The 22,529-nt window shown below is 70.5% G+C and carries 14 protein-coding genes; 9 read left to right on the top strand and 5 right to left on the bottom strand.

Annotated features, from left to right (window positions below; translation table 11 throughout):
• Positions 1 to 3: 3 nt before the first annotated feature.
• The 5 genes from ABZ261_RS01390 to ABZ261_RS01370 all read right to left on the bottom strand — a co-directional run bounded on the left by ABZ261_RS01390 (position 4) and on the right by ABZ261_RS01370 (position 9,898).
• Positions 4 to 2,697, bottom strand: coding sequence for a SpoIIE family protein phosphatase (locus tag ABZ261_RS01390; RefSeq protein ID WP_356854515.1), 2,694 nt, complete (start codon positions 2,695 to 2,697; stop codon positions 4 to 6).
• Positions 2,698 to 2,788: 91 nt separating this feature from the next.
• Positions 2,789 to 3,238 (bottom strand): nucleotide exchange factor GrpE, encoded by a 450-nt coding sequence (gene grpE, locus ABZ261_RS01385; RefSeq protein WP_356854585.1) that lies wholly within the window; start codon positions 3,236 to 3,238, stop codon positions 2,789 to 2,791.
• Between the two features lie 2 nt (positions 3,239 to 3,240).
• Entirely contained in the window at positions 3,241 to 5,100 is a 1,860-nt protein-coding gene (dnaK, locus tag ABZ261_RS01380) for a molecular chaperone DnaK (RefSeq protein WP_356854514.1), read from the bottom strand.
• A 43-nt stretch (positions 5,101 to 5,143) separates the two neighbouring features.
• On the bottom strand, positions 5,144 to 5,497 hold the full coding sequence (locus ABZ261_RS01375) for a J domain-containing protein (protein WP_356854513.1): 354 nt from the start codon (positions 5,495 to 5,497) through the stop codon (positions 5,144 to 5,146).
• A 597-nt stretch (positions 5,498 to 6,094) separates the two neighbouring features.
• Positions 6,095 to 9,898 (bottom strand): GH92 family glycosyl hydrolase, encoded by a 3,804-nt coding sequence (locus ABZ261_RS01370; RefSeq protein ID WP_356854512.1) that lies wholly within the window; start codon positions 9,896 to 9,898, stop codon positions 6,095 to 6,097.
• A 383-nt stretch (positions 9,899 to 10,281) separates the two neighbouring features.
• Here ABZ261_RS01370 and ngcE point away from each other — a divergent pair, with 383 nt between their 5' ends.
• The 9 genes from ngcE (at position 10,282) to ABZ261_RS01325 (ending at position 22,495) form a co-directional block, all read left to right on the top strand.
• Positions 10,282 to 11,730, top strand: a complete 1,449-nt coding sequence (gene ngcE / locus ABZ261_RS01365) for an N-acetylglucosamine/diacetylchitobiose ABC transporter substrate-binding protein (RefSeq protein ID WP_356854511.1) — start codon at positions 10,282 to 10,284, stop codon at positions 11,728 to 11,730.
• 167 nt (positions 11,731 to 11,897) lie between these two features.
• A complete protein-coding gene (locus ABZ261_RS01360; protein ID WP_356854510.1) occupies positions 11,898 to 12,833 on the top strand; it encodes a sugar ABC transporter permease in 936 nt (311 codons plus the stop codon).
• A 13-nt stretch (positions 12,834 to 12,846) separates the two neighbouring features.
• Positions 12,847 to 13,770 carry a carbohydrate ABC transporter permease gene (locus ABZ261_RS01355; RefSeq protein ID WP_356854509.1) on the top strand — a complete coding sequence of 308 codons (924 nt, stop codon included), beginning with the start codon at positions 12,847 to 12,849 and terminating at the stop codon, positions 13,768 to 13,770.
• A 187-nt stretch (positions 13,771 to 13,957) separates the two neighbouring features.
• Complete coding sequence (locus ABZ261_RS01350; protein WP_356854508.1) at positions 13,958 to 15,157, top strand: ROK family transcriptional regulator; 1,200 nt, start codon at positions 13,958 to 13,960, stop codon at positions 15,155 to 15,157.
• 133 nt (positions 15,158 to 15,290) lie between these two features.
• The gene (locus tag ABZ261_RS01345; protein ID WP_356854584.1) at positions 15,291 to 16,397 is read left to right on the top strand and encodes a substrate-binding domain-containing protein; all 1,107 of its coding nucleotides are present in this window, start codon (positions 15,291 to 15,293) and stop codon (positions 16,395 to 16,397) included.
• 185 nt (positions 16,398 to 16,582) lie between these two features.
• Positions 16,583 to 17,374 carry an ATP-binding cassette domain-containing protein gene (locus ABZ261_RS01340; protein ID WP_356854507.1) on the top strand — a complete coding sequence of 264 codons (792 nt, stop codon included), beginning with the start codon at positions 16,583 to 16,585 and terminating at the stop codon, positions 17,372 to 17,374.
• Complete coding sequence (locus ABZ261_RS01335; protein WP_356854506.1) at positions 17,371 to 18,681, top strand: sugar ABC transporter permease; 1,311 nt, start codon at positions 17,371 to 17,373, stop codon at positions 18,679 to 18,681. The genes ABZ261_RS01340 and ABZ261_RS01335 overlap by 4 nt, the downstream gene beginning before the upstream one ends.
• A gap of 205 nt (positions 18,682 to 18,886) precedes the next feature.
• The gene (gene dxs / locus ABZ261_RS01330; protein ID WP_356854505.1) at positions 18,887 to 20,821 is read left to right on the top strand and encodes a 1-deoxy-D-xylulose-5-phosphate synthase; all 1,935 of its coding nucleotides are present in this window, start codon (positions 18,887 to 18,889) and stop codon (positions 20,819 to 20,821) included.
• 150 nt (positions 20,822 to 20,971) lie between these two features.
• Positions 20,972 to 22,495: an amino acid permease gene (locus tag ABZ261_RS01325; protein ID WP_356854504.1), complete on the top strand. Its 1,524-nt coding sequence runs from the start codon at positions 20,972 to 20,974 to the stop codon at positions 22,493 to 22,495.
• Positions 22,496 to 22,529 lie beyond the last annotated feature (34 nt).

Genomic DNA, 22,529 nt, shown 5'->3' with positions numbered 1-22,529 from the left:
GGGTCAGTCGTCCGGGCAGTCCGGGACGTTCGGCAGCGCCAGTTCGGCCCAGATCACCTTGCCGTGCGGGTTGTACCGGGTGCCCCAGCGCTCCGCGAGCTGCGAGACCAGGAACAGGCCCCGGCCGCCCTCGTCGGTCGTCGCCGCGTACCGCAGATGCGGCGAGGTGCTGCTGCCGTCGGCCACCTCGCAGATCAGCGTGCGGTCGTGGATGAGCCGCACGTGCACCGGGTCGGAGCCGTAGCGGATCGCATTGGTGATCAGCTCGCTCAGCACGAGTTCCATGCCGAAGCCCAGCTCGGCCAGTCCCCACTCCTCCAGCTTGCCGGAGACGGCGCCGCGCATCCCGGACACGGCGGCCGGATCGCGCGGCACGTCCCAGTCGGCGACCCGGTCGGCCGGCAGCGCGCGGGTGCGCGCGACGAGCAGCGCGACGTCGTCCCCGGGACGCTCGGGCAGCAGCCGCTCCAGCACCGCCCGGCAGCTCTCCTCCGGCGGCCGGCCGGGGTGGTCCGCCAGGGCCCGGCGCAGCATCTCCATGCCCTCGTCCAGGTCCCGGGTGCGGTCCTCGACGAGGCCGTCGGTGTACAGCACGAGCTGGCTCCCCTCGGCCAGTTCCAGCTCCGCCGTCTCGAACGGCATGCCGCCGAGGCCCAGCGGGGGCCCGGCCGGAAGGTCGGGGAAGACGACGGAGCCGTCGGGCCGGACCAGCGCGGGCGCCAGGTGCCCGGCACGGGCCATGACGCAGCGGCGGGTCACCGGATCGTAGATCGCGTACAGGCAGGTGGCGCCCGCGATCTCCACGCCGCCCCGGGCGCAGGCCTCGTCCTGGTCGATCCGGCCGACCAGGTCGTCGAGGTGGCCGAGCAGCTCGTCGGGCGGCAGGTCGAGCGTGGAGAAGTTGTGCACCGCGGTCCGCAGCCGGCCCATCGTCGCGGCCGCGTGCAGACCGTGCCCCACCACGTCGCCGACGACCAGCGCCACCCGGCTGCCGGGCAGCGGGATGACGTCGAACCAGTCGCCGCTCACCCCCGACTGCGCGGGCAGATAGCGGTAGCCGACGTCGAGGGCGCTCTGCACGGGCAGGGCCCGCGGCAGCAGGCTGCGCTGCAGGGTGACCGCGAGCGCGTGTTCGCGGGTGTACCGGCGGGCGTTGTCGATGCTGACCGCGGCACGCGCCACCAGCTCCTCCGCCAGGGACAGCTCCTCCGCGTCGAACGGCTCCCGTTTGGCGCGCCAGAAGTTGGCCATGCCCAGCACGACGCCGCGGGCCCGGATCGGCGCGGCGATCAGCGAGTGGATGCCGTAGTCGAGGATCTGCCGGGTCCGCTCCGGGTCCTGCGCGCGCCAGCCCTCGGCCGCCGACAGGTCGGTCACCAGCATGGAGCGCCCGGCGCCGTAACCGCGGGCCTGCGGGGTGGAGGGCAGGAACTCGATCAGCCGGCCCTCCTCGTAGAGGGGATGGTCGTCCCGGATGCCGCCCACGGCGACCCGCCGCATCTCCGTCGCCGCCGGAGCCGGCTCCTCGCCCTGGAGCACGGCGTCGGCCAGGTCGACGGTGACGAAGTCGGCGAACCGGGGGACGGCGACATGCGCCAGCTCGTCGGCCGTGCGGACCACGTCCAGGGTGGTGCCGATGCCGAGCCCGGCGTCGTACAGCAGCTCCAGCCGCTCCCTGGCGACCTCCGCCCTGCCGGACACCGCCTGCAGCTCGGTGGAGTCGCGGAGCGTCACCACGGTGCCGCCGGGCCCTCCCGCACGGTCGGTGGGCCGCTGGTTGACCGCCAGGAGGCGGCCCTTGGCGAAGTGCACCTCGTCGCTGGCCTCGCGCCCGGAGGCGAGCAGCGACACCGTCGACGGGTCGAGGCCGGGCAGGTCCCGCACCTGGCGCCCCTCGGCGTCGGCGGGCAGCTCCAGCAGCCGTCTCGCCTCGTCGTTGACGAGCAGCAGCCGGCCGTCCGCACCGATGATGAGCACGCCCTCCCGCACCGAGTGCAGGACCGTGTCGTGATGCTCGTACATACGGGTCATCTCGTCCGGGGCCAGGCTGTGGGTCTGCCGCTGCAGCCTCCTGCCCACCAGCGCCGTGCCGCCCGTCGACACCACCAGCGCCCCGGCCCCCGCGGCCAGGATGATCGGCAGCTGCCGGTCCAGCTCGCTGGTGACGTTCTTGACCTTCAGCCCGGCCGAGACGAGGGCGACCACCTTGCCGTGCGTGTCGTCGACGGGCACCGTGGCCTGCACCTCGTGGCCCAGCGGGCCGTGGACGCTCTCCGTGTACACCCTCCCGGCCAGCGACGGCCCGATCCGCCCCACGAACCGGTGGCCGATCCGGCTGGGCAGCGGATGGGTGTAGCGGATGCCGTGGGTGTCCATGACGACGATGAAGTCGACGCCCGCGGATCTGCGCCCCGCCTCGGTCAGCGGCTGCAGGACCCGGGAGGGATCAGGGCTGCGCAGGGCCTGGAGCAGGCCCGGGGAGTGGGCGAAGGTCTGGGCGACGGCCACCGACCGCCGCCGGGCCTCGGTACTGGTGTCCCGCCTCGACTGCAGGACGAGCGCCAGGACGGCACCGAGCACGAGCAGGACGACCAGCGCCACCTGCAGCAGGAAGACCTGGCCGGCGACGCTCCGGGGACTCTTGCCGATCACGGCGCGCCATGCGATGCGCTGAAATCGGGCAGATGCGTCCGACATGCGGCATTTGTAGCACCGGTGTCCACCGGGTGGCTACGGTCGTTCACGAGCTGGACAGACGGACCGCGCCGCACCGGGCGGCGCGTTCCGGTCACGACGGCCCGGCGACAACCACCCGCGCGGGACGCAGCAGGCGGTCGCCGACCCGGTAGCCGGGGCGCAGGACCTCCGCGCAGACCAGCCCTTCGGCGCCCGGCGCCGCACGGTGCACGACCGCCTCGTGGCACGCCGGGTCGAACGGCTCGCCCCGCTCCCCGAACGCCTGCAGGCCCAGCGAGCCCAGCTGCGTGCGCAGCGTGTCGCGGACGTCCCGCAGGCCGGGGGTCAGCGGTTCGTGGGCGCACGCCCGGTCCACCGCGTCCACCACCGGCAGCAGGGCGGTCAGCACGTTGCCGACGGCGATCTCGCGCACGGCCATGCGGTCCCGCCGCACCCGCTTGCGGTAGTTGTCGTACTCCGCCTTCACCCGCTGCACGTCGGCGGTGCGCTCCTCGAGCAGGCGCTCCGCCTCACCCGTGCCGCGCGTCCGCAGTCCGTCCATCGTCACCCCGCCTCCGGCTTGTCGTCGTCCACGACCTCGGCGTCCACCACCTCGTCGTCCCCGCCGGAGGCGGCCGCCGTGCCGCCGGCGCCGCTGTGCGCGTCCTGTTCGCCGCGCGAGCGTTCGTACAGCGCCGTACCGATCTTCTGGGCGGCCAGCGCCGCACGGTCCAGGGCCTGCCGGATCGCCGCCGTGTCCTGCGACTTCAGCTTCTCCTTCAGGTCGGCCAGCGCCGCCTCCGTCTCGGTCCTCGCGTCGGCCGGGATCCGGTCGCCGCTGTCCCTGATCAGCTTCTCGGTGGAGTAGACGAGCTGCTCGGCCTGGTTCCGCGTCTCCGCGGCCTCCCGTCGCCTGCGGTCCTCCTCCGCGTGCTGCTCCGCCTCCCGGACCATCCGGTCGATGTCGTCGCGGGGGAGCGCCGAACCGCCGGTCACCGTCATCTTCTGCTCCCTGCCGGTGCCGAGGTCCTTCGCGGAGACGTGCATGATGCCGTTGGCGTCGATGTCGAACGCCACCTCGACCTGAGGCACCCCGCGGGGCGCCGGCGGCAGGCCGCTCAGCTCGAACATGCCGAGCTTCTTGTTGTACGCGGCGATCTCCCGCTCGCCCTGGTAGACCTGGACCGTCACCGAGGGCTGGTTGTCCTCGGCCGTGGTGAAGATCTCCGAGCGCCGGGTCGGGATCGTGGTGTTCCGCTCGATCAGCTTGGTCATGATGCCGCCCTTGGTCTCGATGCCGAGGGACAGCGGGGTGACGTCGAGCAGCAGGACGTCCTTGACCTCGCCCTTGAGCACACCGGCCTGCAGGCTGGCGCCGACGGCCACCACCTCGTCCGGGTTCACCCCCTTGTGCGGCTCCTTGCCGGTCAGCTCCTTCACCAGCTCCGTGACGGCCGGCATCCGCGTCGAACCGCCCACCAGGACGACGTGGTCGATGTCGGACACCTTGATCCCGGCGTCCTTCACCGCGTTGTGGAACGGCGTCTTGCAGCGCTCCAGCAGATCCGCGGTCAGCTGCTGCAGCTGGGTCCGGGTGAGCTTCTCGTCCAGGTGCAGCGGGCCCTCCGCGGACGCCGTGATGTACGGCAGGTTGATCGAGGTCTCGCTGGAGGAGGACAGTTCGATCTTCGCCCGCTCCGCCGCCTCCCGCAGCCGCTGCACGGCCATCTTGTCCCGGGACAGGTCGACGCCGTAGTTGTTCCTGAACCGCTGGACCAGGTGGTCCACGAGCCGCTGGTCCCAGTCGTCGCCGCCGAGCCGTGTGTCGCCGTTGGTGGCCTTCACCTCGATGACGCCCTCGCCCATCTCCAGCAGCGACACGTCGAAGGTGCCGCCGCCCAGGTCGAAGACGAGGACCGTCTGGTCGTTCTCCCGGTCCAGGCCGTACGCCAGCGCCGCCGCCGTCGGCTCGTTGATGATCCGCAGGACGTTCAGGCCCGCGATCTCCCCGGCCTCCTTGGTCGCCTGGCGCTGGGCGTCGTCGAAGTAGGCGGGCACGGTGATCACCGCGTCCGTCACGTCCTCGCCGAGGTACGCCTCCGCGTCGCGCTTCAGCTTCTGCAGCACGCGCGCGGAGATCTCCTGCGCCGTGTACCGCTTGCCGTCGATGTCCCCGTGCTCGGGGAACCGCCAGGCGTGGTCGCCCATGTACCGCTTGACCGAGCGCGCGGTGCGCTCCACGTTCGTCACGGCCTGCCGCTTGGCCACCTCGCCGACCAGCACCTCGCCGTTCTTGGCGAACGCCACGACCGACGGCGTGGTCCGCCCTCCCTCCGTGTTGGTGATGACGGTGGGCTCACCGCCCTCCAGGACGGAGACCACCGAGTTCGTCGTACCGAGGTCGATACCGACCGGACGCGCCATCTGCGTTCTCCCCTCTCGTCCTCACTCGTGCCGGCAGGGCCGCTCACCGGGTGGTGCGCCCACCGGGTTCCCAGTGCACCGGGCCCGCGCGCAGCGGCGGCTCGGGAGCCGCGGCGCCCGGTACGACGGGGTGGCCGCGGGCAGGCCGGTCCGGTTGCGCAAGACCGGCGGGGCCGCGGGACGGCCGCCGGCGCGCCCGGTCGTAGGCCGCGCGCCGCACCGGGTCCCGGAGCGTCTCGTACGCCGCGGTCACCGAGCCGAACCGGGCTGCGGTGACCGCGTCCACCCGGGTGTCCGGCCGCAGTTCCCGTGCCCTGCGGCGGAAGGCGGAGATGATCGCCCGGGTCGTGGCCGAGGGCTCCACGCCCAGCACCGCGTACAGGTCCGGCTCCCTCATGCGGGTCACCTCCTCACCCACCGCGACCCGCGGCCGCGGACCGGGCCGCCTATCCATCGGCTTAGGACTTGAGCCGACCCCTGTCAAGTCTCCCCCAGCACGCTCCCCGGCGCTCGCCCACACCCCGCCTCGTCCTCCGGGACGCCGGAGCTCACCCGGGCAGCGGGCAGGCCCCTGCCCGCCTCCCTCCGGTGCGCCGCGCAGCGCGCGCCACCAGTCGGGCTGGATCCGCACGACCCTGATCCGCGCGTCCGGTACCCGGACCGCGCGGCGCCGCGCCCGGAGCCGCTCGCTCCAGGACAGCCGCACCACGAGGTCGCCGCCCCGTCCCACGGCAGCCGTGCCACGGGTGGACCTCCGGCGGGCGGAACGCCGGGCCCCGCTCTCAGCTCGGGCGGCCGGCGGCAGTGCCGCGCCGGCTGTCCGCGGGCCGGGCGGGTGAGGGACTGCACGGCGTGAGCGGCGAGATGCGGCGCGACATCCTTGTCAGCCGCTCGCGACGGACCGGGTCCCGGCGCACCGGAGCGGCCCGGCCCCGGCTTCCCGGGGGCGGGCCGCTCCCTGTCGCTCGGTCCGCGGGCCGTCCGGCCCGGCCGGTCAGGCCAGCAGCTCCACCTCCGCCAGGGTCGACTCGCCGTCCAGGACGAGGCGGTACTGCGCGTACCGGCCCGGAGCGGCGACGGTGAAGGCCCGGGTCTGGCGGTCCCAGGCGAACCTCTCGCCCGAGCGGCGGTCCAGGGTGCGCCAGGCGGTGCCGTCGGCGGAGCCCTGGAGCGTCCAGCCGGTCGGCGCCTTCGCGCGGTCCGCCCCCGAGGTCAGCGTGTACTGCACCGCCTTCACGGCGCCCTGAAGCGGCAGGCCGGCGGAGGTGACCGTCGCGCTCGTCGCCGAGGTGTCGTCGAACAGGGCGCCCTCACCCTTCAGGACGTCCGCGCGGGGCGCCGGCACCTTGTCGTCGCGGGTGATGGAGACGGGCGCGGCCTTCTCGCCCGTGCCCCACGTCGACGGCTCGGAGCCCATGAAGAAGTCCACGACCCCGCCCTTGGCCAGCAGCGAGTGCGGGAGCGACGTCGACGTCCAGGGGCGGCCGTTGACCATGACGCCCTGCACGTAGACGTTCTTCGCGCTGTTGCGCGGCGCCCTGACGACCAGGTCGCGGCCGTTCTCCAGGTGCACGGTGACCTTCTTGAACAGCGGGGAGCCGATGGAGTACTCGCCGCTGCCCATGACCAGCGGGTAGAAGCCGAGCGCGGAGAAGAGGTACCAGGCCGACTGCTCGCCGTTGTCCTCGTCGCCGTGGTAGCCCTGCCCGATCTCGCTGCCGGTGTAGAGGCGGGAGAGCGCCTCGCGCACGTACGCCTGCGCCTTCCAGGGCTCGCCGGCCGCGTCGTACATGTAGATGACGTGGTGCGCGACCTGGTTGGAGTGCCCGTACATGCCCATGCGGACGTCGCGGGCCTCGGTCATCTCGTGGATGACCCCGCCGTAGGAGCCGACGTTGTCCGGGGAGGCGGTCTCCGGCGTGGCGAAGTACTCGTCGAGCTTGTCGGCGAGGCCCTGCCGGCCGCCGTACAGGTTGGCCAGGCCCCGGCTGTCCTGCGGGGCGGTGAAGGCGTAGCCCCAGCCGTTGGTCTCGGTGTAGTCGTAGCCCCACACGCGGGGGTCGTACTTCGCGGAGTCCACGCGCCAGCGGCCCTCGGCGTCCCGGCCCTGGAAGAAGCCGGCCCGGGAGTCGAACAGCTTCACGTAGTCGCGGGCCCGGTTGAGGAAGTACTGCGACTCCTCCCGGTAGCGTTTCTCGCCCGTCTTCCGGTACAGCGCCTGGCCCATCCGGGCGATGCCGTAGTCGTTGACGTAGCCCTCCATCGCCCAGGACAGGCCCTCGTGCGTGTCGGTGGGGGTGTAGCCGAGGAAGGGCGAGGTGCTCATGCCCTTGCGGCCGACGCCCGAGGCGGGCGGGACGACGGTGGCGTTCTTCACCGCCGCCTCGTACGCCGCCTTCGCGTCGAACTTCACGCCCTTGACGTAGGCGTCGGCGAACGCCACGTCCGAGGAGGTGCCGGTCATCAGGTCGGCGTAGCCGGGGGAGGACCAGCGGGAGGTCCAGCCGCCGTCCTTGTACTGCTGCACGAACCCGTCGACCATCTCGCCCGCCTGGGACGGCGTCAGGAACGAGTAGGCGGGCCAGGTGGTCCGGTAGGTGTCCCAGAAGCCGTTGTTGACGTACACCTTGCCGTCGACGATCTTCGCGCCGGTGTGCGTCGGGGTGTCCGGGCCCGGCATGGGGGAGAACGGCGAGGCGTAGCGGTTCCTGCCGTCGACCTTCTCGAAACCGGAGTTGGGGTACAGGTACAGCCGGTACAGGCCGGAGTACAGCGTGGTCAGCTGGTCCGGGGTCGCGCCCTCCACCTCGACCTTGCCGAGCAGGCCGTCCCAGACGTGCCGGGCGTGCGCCTTGACGGCGTCGAAGGAGGTGCCGTCGGGGATCTCCTGGCGCAGGTTGTCCTTCGCCTGGTCGAGGCTGATCAGCGAGGTCGCCAGGCGCAGGGTCACGGTGCGGTCGGCGCCCGCGTCGAAGCGCAGGTAGCCCTTCACCCCGCCGGCTGCGCCGTCCGTCACCGGCTTGTCGAACGTGCCGTACACGAACAGCCGGGTCGCGCCGGTGGACAGGCCCGACTTCACGTCCGAGTAGCCGGTGACGGTCCCGTGCTCCCGGTCGAGCGTGAGGCCCGCCTGATCCGTGACGTTGTCGAAGAAGACGCTCGCGTCGTCGCCGGGGTAGGTGAAGCGGAGCACGGCCGCGTGGTCGGTCGGGGCCATCTCGGCCTTCAGGCCGTTCTCGAACCGGACGCCGTAGTAGTAGGGCCGCGCGGTCTCGTTCTCGTGCCGGAACGGCAGCGCGCGGGCCTCCCGGCCGGTGTCCGGGGTGCCGGACGCGGCCGACGGCATCACCTGGAACGTCTGCCGGTCGCCCATCCAGGGGCTCGGCTCGTGGCTCGCGCTGAACGCCTGGACCGTCGGCAGGTTGTCGGCGTTGTTGGCCCGCGCGTACTCGTAGAGCCAGCTCAGCGAGGAGGCGTTGGTGACCGGCGTCCAGAAGTTGAAGCCGTGCGGCAGGGCCGTCGCCGGGAAGTCGTTGCCGCGCGAGAAGCTGCCGCTGGAGTTGGTGCCGCGGGTGGTCAGCGCGTAGTCCGCCAGGTGCGCCTTCGGCTTCGCGGGCGGCACCGGCTTCAGGGACACGTCGTCGATCCAGCCGCGGAACTTCGCCGGGCCGTCGGGGGAGTCGTACGCCACCACTATCCGGTCGACGGTCTTCCCGGCCGCCACCGAGCCGATCCGCGCGGCCACGTTGTTCCACTGGTTGACGTACAGCGCCTTCGACGCCCCCTGCCCGCGCGGTGAGAGCGGGAAGCCGTGCTGGTCCCGCGCGCCCAGGCCGCTCAGCCGGGTGCCGTCGGTGAAGGCGAGGTCGACGGAGACGTTGGTGGCGTCGTAGTCGCGGTCGCCGTCGGCCATCGAGGGGAAGACGCGGTACGACAGCTGGGTGTCGCGGCCGACCTTCACGTTCACGTCGAAGACCTTGTTGGAGGAGTACGCGCGGCCGGCCGCCGTGTGCCGTCCGGCGTAGCGCAGGGCCCGCTTTCCGGTGAAACCGGCCCGCGCCTTGGCGGTCGGTGAGCCGCTCGGGCCCCGGTCGACCAGCGTCAGCATGTCCTGCGGCACCGGACCGCCTGCGCTGCCGGTGGAGAACTGCACGTCGGCGATCTGCAGGACGCCCGGGGCGCCGTTGTTCCCCGTCACCTCCAGCCGGAAGTGCCGGTACTCGGCCGGCTCGGCGAGGTCGTAGGACTTCGTCCGGAACCGCTCGGGGAAGCTCTCGCCCGAGCGGGTGTCGATCGTCTTCCATTCCTTGCCGTCGCTGGAGCCGCGCAGGGTCCAGTCCTTGGGGTCGCGCTCGTCGTAGTCGTTGGCCGAGGTGAGCGCGTAGGTCGTTATCCTGGCGGGCTTGTCCAGCTCGAACTCCGCCCAGCCGGTGGATGCGAAGGTCAGCCACTTGGTGCCGGGCTCGCCGTCGACGAGGTTCTCCTTCACCTCGCCGGCGCCCGCGTTCTCGCCGCTCGCCCGGACCTCGGTGACATGGTCGGTCACATTGCCCGGGATGCCGGTGGTGTACCCGCCGTCGACGCCCGAGGCGTGCTTGCGGCCGTCGGGGCCGGTGTCGACGGTGTTCAGCCAGTCCGGCGCCGGATCGTCCGCCTCGAACGAGGAGGCGAACTCACGGTCGGGCGCCGGAGCCCTTTCGGGCAGGGCGACCGCCGCCCCCTGAGCGCCGACGGCCATGACAAAGGCGGCCGTGAGGACGACCGCCGGACCCCATCTGTGCCGAGTTCTCCGCTGCATCTACGGATTTCCCCTCCTGCGCCGCCACGAGGACAACGTTGTCAGTTACCGGGCGCAGGAACCAGTAGGTCGTCAAGTGACCCGTGATGTCAAGGGTGTTGGCTGTGGCATTCAGGCATTAATGGCGCGATTTCCCGGCGCGCGGCACACATCGGCGGCGCATATTCCCGCGAGGTCTCAACTCGGAAAAGACCCATTGCGAACCTTGTATTCGATCTTGCTCCGGCGGCGGAAAATGGACTATACCTGTCCGCGCCCGGTACAGAACGCACGTCCGGCGAAACACGCGTTCCGCACTTCCTGCACACCCAGCTTCACCCGACCGCGGTGCCGGGGAGGATCCGGTTCACCGCCTGAGTCCTGGAGAAGGCGAGGACTTGAGCATGGGATCCACTTCCGGAGAGAACCACGGTCTTGCAGGTGTAGACCGCCGCGATCTGATGAAACGGTCCGCCGCCCTCGGCCTGCTCGGCGTGCCGGCGATGGGCCTGCTGGCCGCGTGCGCCAGCGGCGGCGGGGACGGCGGCCCGGACGGCGGCGGCACCAAGGGGAAGACGTCCGCGGACAACCCCTTCGGCGCCGAGAAGAACAGCAAGCTCGACGTCGTCGTCTTCAAGGGCGGGTACGGCGACGACTACGCCAAGGCGTGGGAGGCCGACTTCAGGGAGGAACTCGGCATCACCTCCACCCACACCGGCACCCAGGAGATCACCGGCAAGCTGCAGCCGCGCTTCAACGCCGGCAACCCGCCGGACGTCGTCGACGACTCCGGCGCCCAGCAGATCAAGGTCGACGTCCTCTACCGGAACGGCCAGCTGCTGGACCTCACCGAGGTGCTGGACGCGCCCTCGGTCGACGACCCCGCCAAGAAGGTCCGCGACACCCTGATCCCCGGCACGCTCGACCCGGGCATGCAGGAGGGCAAGGTCGTCGCGCTCAACTACATCTACACGGTGTGGGGCCTGTGGTACTCCGGCAAGCTGTTCCGGGACAAGGGCTGGCAGGAGCCGAAGACCTGGGACGACTTCCTCGCCGTCTGCAAGGACGCCACGTCGCAGGGCATCGGCGGTCTCGCCCACCAGGGCAAGTTCCCCTACTACATCAACGTCGCCATCATGGACCTGATCGCCAAGAAGGGCGGTCTGGACGCCATGAAGGCCATCGACAACCTCGATCCCAGGGCGTTCGTCGGCTCCGAGGCGGCCCAGGCCGCCGTCGAGGCCGTGTACGAGGTGGTCGAGAAGGGCTACCTGATGCCCGGCACCAACGGCCTGACCCACACCGAGTCGCAGACCCGGTGGAACCAGTACAAGGCCGCGTTCATCACCTGCGGCTCCTGGCTGGAGAACGAGCAGCTCAAGCAGACTCCGCCGGACTTCGACATGAAGTTCCTGCCGATGCCGCTGCTGCCCGGCAGCGCGCTGCCCTTCGAGGCCATCCGGGCCGGCTCGGGGGAGCCCTTCATCATCCCGGCGAAGGCGCACAACCGGCCGGCGGCCCAGGAGTTCCTGCGGCGCATGCTCTCCAAGGAGTGGTCGACGCTGTTCGCCAAGGAGGCGAACTCCCTGACCATCCTCAAGGACGGCGTCGATCCGGGCGTCCGGCTGCGCCCGGGCACCCAGTCCACGGTCGAGGCGTCCAAGGCGGCCGGCGACCACACCTTCCGCTACCTCTACACCGAGTGGTACAGCGAGATGGGGACCGCCCTGGAGGCCGCCTCCAACGAACTGATGGCCAAGCGCATTCAGCCGAAGGAGTGGCTGAAGAGGTGTCAGGCCGCGGTGGACAAGCAGGCCAAGGACCCCGCGTCGAAGAAGAACCACCGGGACTAGTCCCTCCGGGCGCCGGTGCGCCGCGAGGGTGCGTGCGGGTGTGACCGCGGGCGCCGGTCCGTCGTGGCGTGACGCCCCCGCGCGGCGGAAGCCGCATAGTGACAACGCCCCGCGCCCCCTTCCGGGGGCGCCGGCGCCGACCGGAGACACCAAGGGCAGGGACGCCGATGCGCAAAGGGCAGTACCGGTTCGTCGCGGGGTTTCTCCTCATTCCCGTGGCGCTTTATCTGATCTTCGTGATCTGGCCCTACCTCCAGACGTTCGGCTATTCGCTGACCGACTGGAAGGGGCAGTCGCAGACCTTCCGCTTCGTCGGTCTCGACAATTACCGGGCGCTGTGGGAGGACGACGTCTTCCGCCAGGCCATCTGGCACAACATCCTCTTCCTGGTCTTCATCCCGGTGATCACGATCCTGCTCGCCCTGTTCTTCGCCTTCATGCTGAACGCGGGCGGACGGGGCCGGGCCGGCGCGGTCCGGGGCGTCGCCGGATCGTCGTTCTACAAGATCCTCTACTTCTTCCCGCAGGTGCTGTCCCTGGCGATTCTCGCGGTGCTGTTCAACGCCGTGTACCGCAGCGACGGCGGCGGTCTGCTCAACGGCACGCTGATCGGACTGGGACTCGCCGACGCCGACCACCCGGTGGAGTGGCTCAACGAGCCGGACATGGTGCTGTGGGCGCTGATGCTCGTCGTGGTGTGGCACGGCGTCGGCTTCTACCTGGTGCTGTTCTCGGCCGCCATGCAGTCCGTGCCCCGGGACATCTACGAAGCCGCCCTGATCGACGGGGCGGGCCGCGGCCAGTCCTTCTTCCGCATCACCCTGCCGCTGCTGTGGGACGCCGTGCAGACCGCCTGGGTCTACCTCGGCATCGTCGCCATGGACATGTTCGTACTGGTCGCCTCGATGACCCAGAACATGGGCGCCTACGGCGGCGGTCCCGACCACCACAGCGACGTGATGTCGACGGTGATGATGCGGAACTTCCTCTACTACGGCAAGAGCGGCTACGCCTGCGCGATGGGTGTCGTCATGCTGCTGCTCACGCTGGTCCTGTCCGTGGTCACGCTGCGCGCCACCCGCCGCGAGCGCATCGAGTTCTGAGCAAGGGACGACCATGAGCGCACCCACCAAGGAGACCGCCCCCGCTCCGGCCGAGCGGCCCGCCGCCGGGGTTCCCGCCCGGCGCGGCGACCGGCGCGGCGAGGGCGTCGTCCTGAACGTCTTCTCCCACGGCTTCCTCGCCCTGTGGGCCCTGCTGGTCGTGCTGCCCCTGCTGTGGCTGGTGCTCAGCTCCTTCAAGACCGACGCCCAGATCGGCGGCTCGGCCTTCGGCTGGCCGCAGCACTGGTCCCCGGACGTCTTCCGCCGCGCCTGGGACAAGGGCATCGGCGACTACTTCCTGAACACCGTGATCGTCCTGGTGTTCTCCGTGCCGCTGACCATGCTCTTCGGCTCGATGGCCGCCTACGTGCTGGCCCGCTACCGCTTCCGGGGCAACCGGCTGCTGTACTACTTCTTCGTGGCCGGCGCGATGTTCCCGGTGTTCCTGGCCCTGGTCCCGCTGTTCTTCATGGTCAAGCGGCTGGACATGCTCAACACCTACCAAGGGCTGATCCTGGTCTACGTCGCCTACTCGATGCCGTTCACGGTGTTCTTCATGCACGCCTTCTTCCGGACCCTGCCCACGGCGGTCTTCGAGGCGGCGGTCCTCGACGGCGCCTCGCACACCCGGACCTTCTTCCAGGTGATGCTGCCAATGGCGAAGCCCGGACTGATCAGCGTCGGGATCTTCAACACGCTGGGCCAGTGGAACCAGTTCATCCTGCCGACGGTCCTCATGCAGCCCCAGAGCGGTTCCGACCCCGAGCGGTACGTCCTCACCCAGGGCCTGATCCAGTTGAACCAGCAGCAGGGGTACGCCTCCGACCTGCCCGTGCTGTTCGCGGGTGTGACCATCGCGATGGTGCCGATGCTGGTGGTGTACCTGTCCTTCCAGCGCCAGGTGCAGGCGGGGCTGACCTCGGCGACCCTGAAATAGGCCCGTACCGCGACCGCCCGCCCGCACGCCGTCCCGGGGATCGGGGGCGGCGTCCGCGCGGGCTGTCCGGATACTCGGAAACGGTTCAACCTCTTGACGGGAGTAACCCCGAACGGCTCAGCTTAGAGTTCACTAGTTGGACATACACGGGGCCTCATCGAAGCGGCCCCGCGCTCAGGAGGTCGTCGTGGAGACTCCAGGGTCGCAGTCGTCACTGCACCGAGCCAACCTGGAGCGGGTCGTCCGGGCCGTACGCCTGGCCGGGTCCCTCACGCAGGCGGAGATCGCGCGGACGACCGGTCTGTCCGCCGCGACCGTCTCCAACATCGTGCGGGAGCTGAAGGACGGCGGAACCGTCGAGGTCACGCCCACGTCGGCGGGCGGGCGGCGGGCCCGCAGCGTCAGCCTGAGCGGGGACGCCGGCATCGTGATCGGGGTCGATTTCGGCCACACGCATCTGCGCGTCGCGGTCGGGAACCTCGCCCACCAGGTGCTGGCCGAGGAGTCCGAGCCGCTGGACGTCGACGCCTCCGCCGACCAGGGATTCGACCGGGCCGAACGACTGGTCACTCGCCTGATCGCGGCAACGGGGGTCACCCGGTCCAAGGTGGCCGGCGTGGGGCTCGGCGTGCCGGGGCCGATCGACGTGGAGTCGGGGACGCTGGGGTCCACCGCGATCCTGCCCGGCTGGGGCGGCACCAAGCCCGCCGAGGAGCTGCGCGAGCGGCTCGGCGTGCCCGTCCACGTGGACAACGACGCCAATCTCGGCGCCCTGGGCGAGCTGGTCTGGGGCAGCGGCAAAGGGGTGCGCGACCTCGCGTACATCAAGGTCGCGAGCGGTGTCGGCGCCGGCCTGGTGATCGACGGGAAAATCTATCGCGGCCCCGGCGGCACCGCGGGCGAAATAGGACATATTACACTCGATGAATCCGGCCCGGTCTGCCGCTGCGGGAACCGCGGCTGCCTGGAGACGTTCGCGGCCGCACGCTATGTGCTCCCGCTGCTCCAGCCCAGCCACGGCACCGACCTGACGATGGAAGGCGTCGTACGGCTGGCCAGGGACGGTGACCCGGGCTGCCGTCGGGTGATCGCCGACGTCGGCCGCCACATCGGCAGTGGAGTGGCCAATCTCTGCAACTTGCTCAACCCGAGCAGGGTGGTCCTCGGCGGTGATCTCGCCGAGGCCGGTGAGCTGGTGCTCGGGCCCATCAGGGAGTCCGTCGGCCGCTATGCGATCCCCAGCGCGGCGCGGCAGCTGTCCGTTCTCCCCGGGGCACTCGGTGGCCGGGCGGAGGTGCTCGGAGCGCTCGCCCTCGCCCTCAGCGAGATGGGCGATTCGACCCTTTTGGAGGGTGCGCTGCCTGCGGCGACCCCTGCCTTCACTTAGAGAACGGATGGCACCGTTGCCATCTCGTTAAGGATTTACTTCTTGACGTCGCACGTGTGGCCGAGTTGACTTCCAGCCACCTCGGCCGCAACGACGCGGCCTCGTCAGGGAGGTTTACGAAGTGAACGCACGTATGCGTCGTGCCGCCGTTGCCGTTGCCGCTGGTGCGATGGCCGTCTCGCTCGCTGCCTGTGGCAGTGCCAAGGAGTCGAAGGGCGGGGACAGCTCTTCCTCCGGCTCGGCCAAGAAGGGCGACGACATCAAGGTCGGCCTGCTCCTGCCGGAGAACAAGACCGCCCGCTACGAGAAGTTCGACAAGCCGCTGATCGAGAAGAAGATCAAGGAGCTGACGAACGGCAAGGCGGAGGTCCAGTACAACAACGCCCGCCAGGACGCGAACCTGCAGGCCCAGCAGGTCGACACCATGATCACCAACAAGGTGGACGTCCTCATCCTGGACGCGGTGGACGCCAAGGCCATCCAGAACTCCGTCAAGAAGGCGGTCGACCAGGGCATCAAGGTCGTCGCCTACGACCGCCTCGCCGAGGGCCCGATCAGCGCGTACACCTCCTTCGACAACGAGGAGGTCGGCAGGACCCAGGGCGAGGCCCTGCTGAAGGCGCTGGGCGACAAGGCCGAGAAGTCCAGCAAGATCGTCATGATCAACGGCTCGGTGACCGACCCGAACGCCGCCCAGTTCAAGAAGGGCGCCCACTCCGTCCTCGACGGCAAGGTCACCGTCGCCAAGGAGTACGACACCAAGGAGTGGTCGCCGGACAACGCCAACTCCGAGATGGAGGCGGCGATCTCCTCGGTCGGCAAGAAGAACATCGCGGGCGTCTACTCCGCCAACGACGGCATGGCCGGCGGCATCATCACCGCCCTCAACGCCGCCGGCATCAAGGTCCCGGTCACCGGCCAGGACGCCGAGCTGGCCGGTGTGCAGCGCATCGTCGCCGGTGAGCAGTACATGAGCGTCTACAAGCCGTACGCCCCCGAGGCCGACGCCGCCGCCGAGATGGCCGTCGCGCTCGCCCAGGGCAAGTCGCTCGACTCCGTCGCCAAGGACAAGGTCTCCAGCAACTCCGCCAAGGACGTCCCGGCGGTGCTGGTTCCGGTCACCTCGCTGACCAAGGACAACATCAAGGACACGGTCATCAAGGACGGCGTCTACACCGCCGCCGAGATCTGCACCGGCAAGTACAAGGCCGCCTGCGACAAGCTCGGCCTCAACAAGTAAGCGGTCAGCGGCCCCTTCCCCGGCCCGGGCGTCCGTACCCGGACACCCGGGGGGAAGGCCGCCGGCCGCCCCAGGCTCCTCCGGCGCCTCGCGCATCACACAGCCCCGCAAGCTCGGCGCGGGGCGCCGGACGGAACTCCCCCAAACTTCTGCACAACCTCCCGCCGGGTCAGGCGGCGAAGGAGATGGTTCACGTGTCCGCTACGCCCGTGCTGGCGTTGCGCGGGGTCTCCAAGCGATTCGGTGCCGTCCAGGCGCTCACCGACGTAGAGCTTGAGGTCCACGCCGGTGAGGTGGTCGCCCTGGTGGGCGACAACGGCGCCGGAAAGTCCACGCTGGTCAAGACGATCGCCGGCGTGCACCCCATCGACGAGGGCGTCATCGAGTGGGATGGCAAGCCCGTGTCGATCAGCCGCCCGCACGACGCCCAGGCCCTGGGCATCGCGACGGTCTACCAGGATCTCGCGCTGTGCGACAACATCGACGTCGTCGGCAACCTCTTCCTCGGCCGTGAGCTGAGGAAGTGGGGCGTCCTGGACGAGGTCGAGATGGAGCGCCGCTCCCGCGAGCTGCTCACCACGCTGTCGATCCGCATCCCGAGCGTCCGCATCCCGATCGCCTCGCTCTCCGGCGGCCAGCGCCAGACCGTGGCCATCGCCCGCTCCATGCTCGGCGACCCCAAGCTGGTGATCCTGGACGAGCCCACCGCCGCCCTCGGCGTCGAGCAGACCGCCCAGGTCCTCGACCTGGTGGAGCGGCTGCGCGAGCGCGGCCACGCCGTCATCCTCATCAGCCACAACATGGCGGACGTGAAGGCGGTGGCCGACAAGGTCGCCGTCCTGCGCCTCGGCCGCAACAACGGCGTCTTCGAGGTCAAGACGACCTCGCAGGAGGAGATCATCTCCGCCATCACGGGCGCCACCGACAACGCCGTGACCCGCCGTGCGGCGCGCACGAACGGGGAGGTTTCCAAGTGAGCATCGACAAGACCTCCGCGAACCTCGACAAGACGCCGGAGCCGCAGGACGCCCCGGTCGTCAACCCGGAGGCCGCGGCCGCCGCGGTCACCGCCGTCGACCCGCGTCTCCTCGTGCGCGAGCAGGGCCTGCTCGGCTACTGGAGCGAGTTCAAGCGCAAGATGAAGGCCGGTGAGCTGGGCTCCCTGCCGGTCGTCCTGGGCCTCGCGATCATCTGCATCATCTTCCAGGTCCTCAACTCCGAGTTCCTCTCCGCGCAGAACATCAGCAACATCACGGTCACGATGGTCGGCACGGGCATGATCTCCGTCGGCATCGTCTTCGTGCTGCTGCTCGGCGAGATCGACCTGTCGGTCGGCTCGGTCAGCGGCGCCGCCAGCGCCCTCGCCGCCGTCCTGACGGTGAACCAGGGCTGGCCCGAGTGGATGGCCGTGCTTGTCGCCATCGCCGCCGGCGCCGCCATCGGCGCGCTGCACGGCTTCTTCTTCGCGGTGCTCGGCGCCCCCGCCTTCGCCGTCACCCTGGCCGGCCTGCTGTTCTGGCTCGGCTTCATGCTCAAGGTGCTGGGCGAGGACGGCACGATCAACCTCGACAGCGACGGTCTGATCGGCCAGCTGACCACGTACACCTTCACCGACGTCGCCGCCGCCTACGGCCTGGCGGTCGTCGTGGTGGCGCTGTTCTTCGTCAGCTCCTTCCTCGGCAACCGGCGCCGGGAGGCCGCGGGCGTCCCGTCCCGGCCGCTCAGCGACACCCTGCTGCGCACGGCGCTGCTGGCCGTGGTCTCCTTCGCCGCCGCGTTCATGTACAACCAGTACAAGGGCCTGCCGCTGGCCACGGTCATCTTCCTTGCCCTGCTGGTCGCCACGGACTTCGTGCTGCGGCGCACCACCTACGGCCGCAAGATCTTCGCGCTCGGCGGCAGCGTCGAGGCCTCCCGCCGCGCCGGCATCAACGTCACCGCGGTCCGCATCTCCGTGTTCGCCGTCTCCGGCGGGTTCGCGGCGATCGGCGGTCTGTTCCTGGCCTCGAAGATCGCCTCCGCCAACCAGAGCGCCGGTACCGGCGACCTGCTGATGAACGCGATCGCCGCGGCCGTCATCGGCGGCACATCGCTCTTCGGCGGACGCGGTCGCACCTGGAACGCCCTGCTGGGTGTGCTGGTCATCGTCTCCATCCAGTACGGCCTCCAGCTGGAGTCCATCGCGGAGCCGGTGAAGTACATGATCACCGCCGCGGTCCTGCTGACCACCGTGGTGATCGACTCCATCACCCGCAAGACGCAGAAGACGGCCGGGCGCGCCTGACGCCCCGGAGCCGCCCGGGCCACGGGGCGGCCGCGGGCGCCGGCCACCGGTGCCGGCGCCCGCGGTTCCCCGTGCCCCCCTTGAGTTTTCTCACTGTGCCCGGCACCGGAAAGGTGCCGGGCGCTGTCATGTGCCGTCGGGCCGGAACATTAGACTCGGGCGAGCCCGGCGAAAGCTCGATCAGCTCTATTGCAAGGAGGCACGGGTGCCGCTGCTGACCCGCATCACGGGACCGCGCGATCTGGACCGGCTCAGCCTGGAGGAGCTGGACCAGCTGGCGGAGGAGATCCGGAGCTTCCTCGTCCAGGAGGTCTCCAAGACCGGCGGGCACCTGGGTCCCAACCTCGGTGTGGTGGAGCTGACCATCGCCCTGCACCGGGTCTTCGAGTCCCCGAAGGACAAGGTGCTGTGGGACACCGGTCACCAGTCCTACGTGCACAAGCTGCTCACCGGCCGGCAGGACTTCTCCCGCCTGAAGATGAAGGGCGGCCTGTCCGGCTACCCCTCGCAGGCCGAGTCCGAGCACGACGTCATCGAGAACAGCCACGCCTCGACCGTGCTGGGCTGGGCGGACGGCATCGCCAAGGCCAACCAGCTGCTGAAACGTGACAGCCACGTGGCCGCCGTCATCGGCGACGGCGCCCTGACCGGCGGCATGGCCTGGGAGGCGCTCAACAACATCGCCGAGGCCAAGGACCGTCCGCTCGTCATCGTCGTCAACGACAACGAGCGTTCCTACGCGCCGACCATCGGCGGCCTCGCCAACCACCTGGCGACCCTGCGCACCACCGACGGCTACGAGCGCTTCCTCGCCCGGACCAAGGACATCCTCGACCGCACCCCCGTCGTCGGCAGGCCGCTGTACGAGACCCTGCACGGCGCCAAGAAGGGGCTGAAGGACTTCATCGCCCCGCAGGGCATGTTCGAGGACCTGGGCCTGAAGTACGTCGGCCCGATCGACGGACACGACATCGAGGCGCTGGAGTCGGCGCTGGCCCGCGCCAAGCGGTTCGGCGGACCGGTGATCGTGCACTGCCTCACCGAGAAGGGCCGCGGCTACCAGCCCGCCCTCCAGGACGAGGCCGACCGCTTCCACGCCGTCGGCAAGATCCACCCGGACACGGGCCTGCCCATCGCCTCCTCCGGCGCCGACTGGACCTCCGTGTTCGGCGAGGAGATGGTGAAGCTCGGCGAGGAGCGCGAGGACATCGTCGCCATCACCGCGGCCATGCTTCAGCCGGTCGGCCTGGACAAGTTCGCCAAGCGCTTCCCCGAGCGCGTGTACGACGTCGGCATCGCCGAGCAGCACGGCGCCGTCTCCGCGGCCGGCCTCGCCCACGGCGGCCTGCACCCCGTCTTCGCCGTGTACGCCACCTTCCTCAACCGCGCCTTCGACCAGGTCCTCATGGACGTGGCCCTGCACAAGTGCGGAGTGACCTTCGTGCTGGACCGGGCCGGCATCACCGGAACGGACGGCGCCTCGCACAACGGCATGTGGGACATGTCGATCCTGCAGGTGGTGCCCGGGCTCCGGCTCGCCGCGCCGCGCGACGCCGACCAGGTGCGGGCCCAGCTGCGGGAGGCCGTCGCCGTCGAGGACGCGCCGACCGTGGTGCGCTTCTCCAAGGGCGCCGTCGGCCCCGCCGTGCCCGCCGTGGGCCGGGTCGGCGGCATGGACGTGCTCCGCGAGCCCGGCACCGACCGCCCGGACGTGCTGCTGGTCTCCGTGGGCGCCCTGGCCCCGATGTGCCTGGACGTCGCCGCACTCCTGGAGAAGCAGGGCATCTCCACCACCGTGGTCGACCCGCGCTGGGTCAAGCCGGTCGACGAGGCCATGGCCCCGCTGGCCGACCGTCACCGGGTCGTCGTCACCGTCGAGGACAACAGCCGCGTCGGCGGTGTCGGCTCGGCGATCGCCCAGGCGCTGCGCGACGCGGGCGTGGACGTGCCGCTGCGCGACTTCGGCATCCCGCCGCGCTTCCTCGACCACGCCTCCCGCGCCGAGGTGCTCGCCGAGATCGGGCTGACCGCGCCCGACATCGCCCGCCAGGTCACCGGCCTGGTCTCCCGGCTGGACGGCCGGTTCGACCGTACGGCGCAGGCGGTCGACTCCGTGGACGTGGAGACCGCGCGGGACTAGGGGGTCCTGGCGCAAGCCCGTCAGAAGCCGGTTCCGCCGCCCTCCCGGTGGCGGAACCGGCTTTTCTGCGTGAACCTGCCTGTGCCGGGGCATACGCATCCCCAGCCCTCTCGATCATGTCGAGGACGACACGCGTGTGGGAGGTAGGCCGTGAGCAGCACGCTCTTCCGGACGAAGAAGATCGAGCAGTCCATCCAGGACACCGAGGAACCCGAGCACGCGCTCAAGAAATCCCTCTCCGCGCTGGACCTGACCGTCTTCGGCGTCGGCGTCATCATCGGCACCGGCATCTTCGTCCTCACCGGACAGGTCGCCAAGAACAACGCCGGACCGGCGGTGTCCCTGGCCTTCGTGGCGGCCGGCGTGGCCTGCGCGCTCGCCGCCCTCTGCTACGCCGAGTTCGCCTCCACCGTCCCGGTGGCCGGCTCCGCGTACACCTTCTCCTACGCCTCCCTCGGCGAGCTGCCCGCCTGGATCATCGGCTGGGACCTGGTCCTGGAGTTCGCGCTCGGCACGGCGGTGGTGGCGGTCGGCTGGTCGGGCTACATCCGCTCCCTGATGGACAACTGGGGCTGGCACCTGCCGGCCTACCTGTCCGGCCGGGACGGCGCCACCGGCTTCGGCTTCGACATCCTCGCCGCCGCGCTGGTGCTGGTGCTCACCGCCATCCTCGTCGTCGGCATGAAGCTGTCCGCCCGGATCACCTCCCTCGTCGTCGCGATCAAGGTGACCGTCGTCCTCATCGTGATCGTCGCGGGCGCCTTCTTCGTCAACGGCCGCAACTACCAGCCGTTCGTCCCCAAGGCCCAGGCGGTGGAGGCGGGCGGCAACCTCAAGGCCCCGCTCATCCAGCTGCTGTTCGGCTGGGCGCCGTCCAACTTCGGCGTGATGGGCATCTTCACCGCCGCGTCGGTGGTGTTCTTCGCGTTCATCGGCTTCGACATCGTCGCCACGGCCGCCGAGGAGACCCGCAACCCGCAGCGGGACATGCCGCGCGGCATCCTCGGCTCGCTGCTCATCTGCACCGTGCTCTACGTCGCCGTCTCCATCGTCGTCACCGGCATGCAGCACTACAGCAGGCTCTCCGTGGACGCCCCGCTGGCCGACGCGTTCAAGTCCATCGGCCACCCCTGGTACGCGGGCGTCATCAGCTTCGGGGCCGCCGTCGGCCTGACCACGGTCTGCATGATCCTGCTGCTCGGCCAGACCCGGGTGTTCTTCGCGATGAGCCGGGACGGACTGCTGCCGCGCTTCTTCTCCCGCGTCCACCCGCGTTTCAGGACCCCGCACCGGCCGACCATCCTGCTCGGCGTGGTCATCGCGATCGTGGCCGGCTTCACCAGCCTGGCCGAACTGGCCGAACTGGTGAACATCGGCACGCTGTTCGCGTTCGTCGTCGTCGCCCTCAGCGTCATCATCCTCCGCAGGACCCGCCCGGACCTGCACCGGGCGTTCCGCACCCCGTGGGTCCCGGTCGTCCCGATCCTGTCCGTGTGCGCCTCCCTGTGGCTGATGCTCAACCTGCCGGCGGAGACCTGGGTCCGGTTCGCGGTCTGGATGGTCATCGGCTTCTTCGTCTACTTCCTCTACGGCCGCTCCCACAGCCGTCTCGGCCGGCGGGAGGCGGCCGAGGCCGCCCAGGCCGCGCCCCCGCCGCGCGGCGGCACCGCATAGCCGCCCGCATGCTGCGCGGCGGCACCGCATAGCC

The sequence above is a fragment of the Streptomyces sp. NPDC006193 genome, assembly GCF_040613915.1.
Classification (GTDB): Bacteria; Actinomycetota; Actinomycetes; order Streptomycetales; family Streptomycetaceae; genus Streptomyces.
This window is presented reverse-complemented; position numbering and strand designations above follow the sequence as displayed.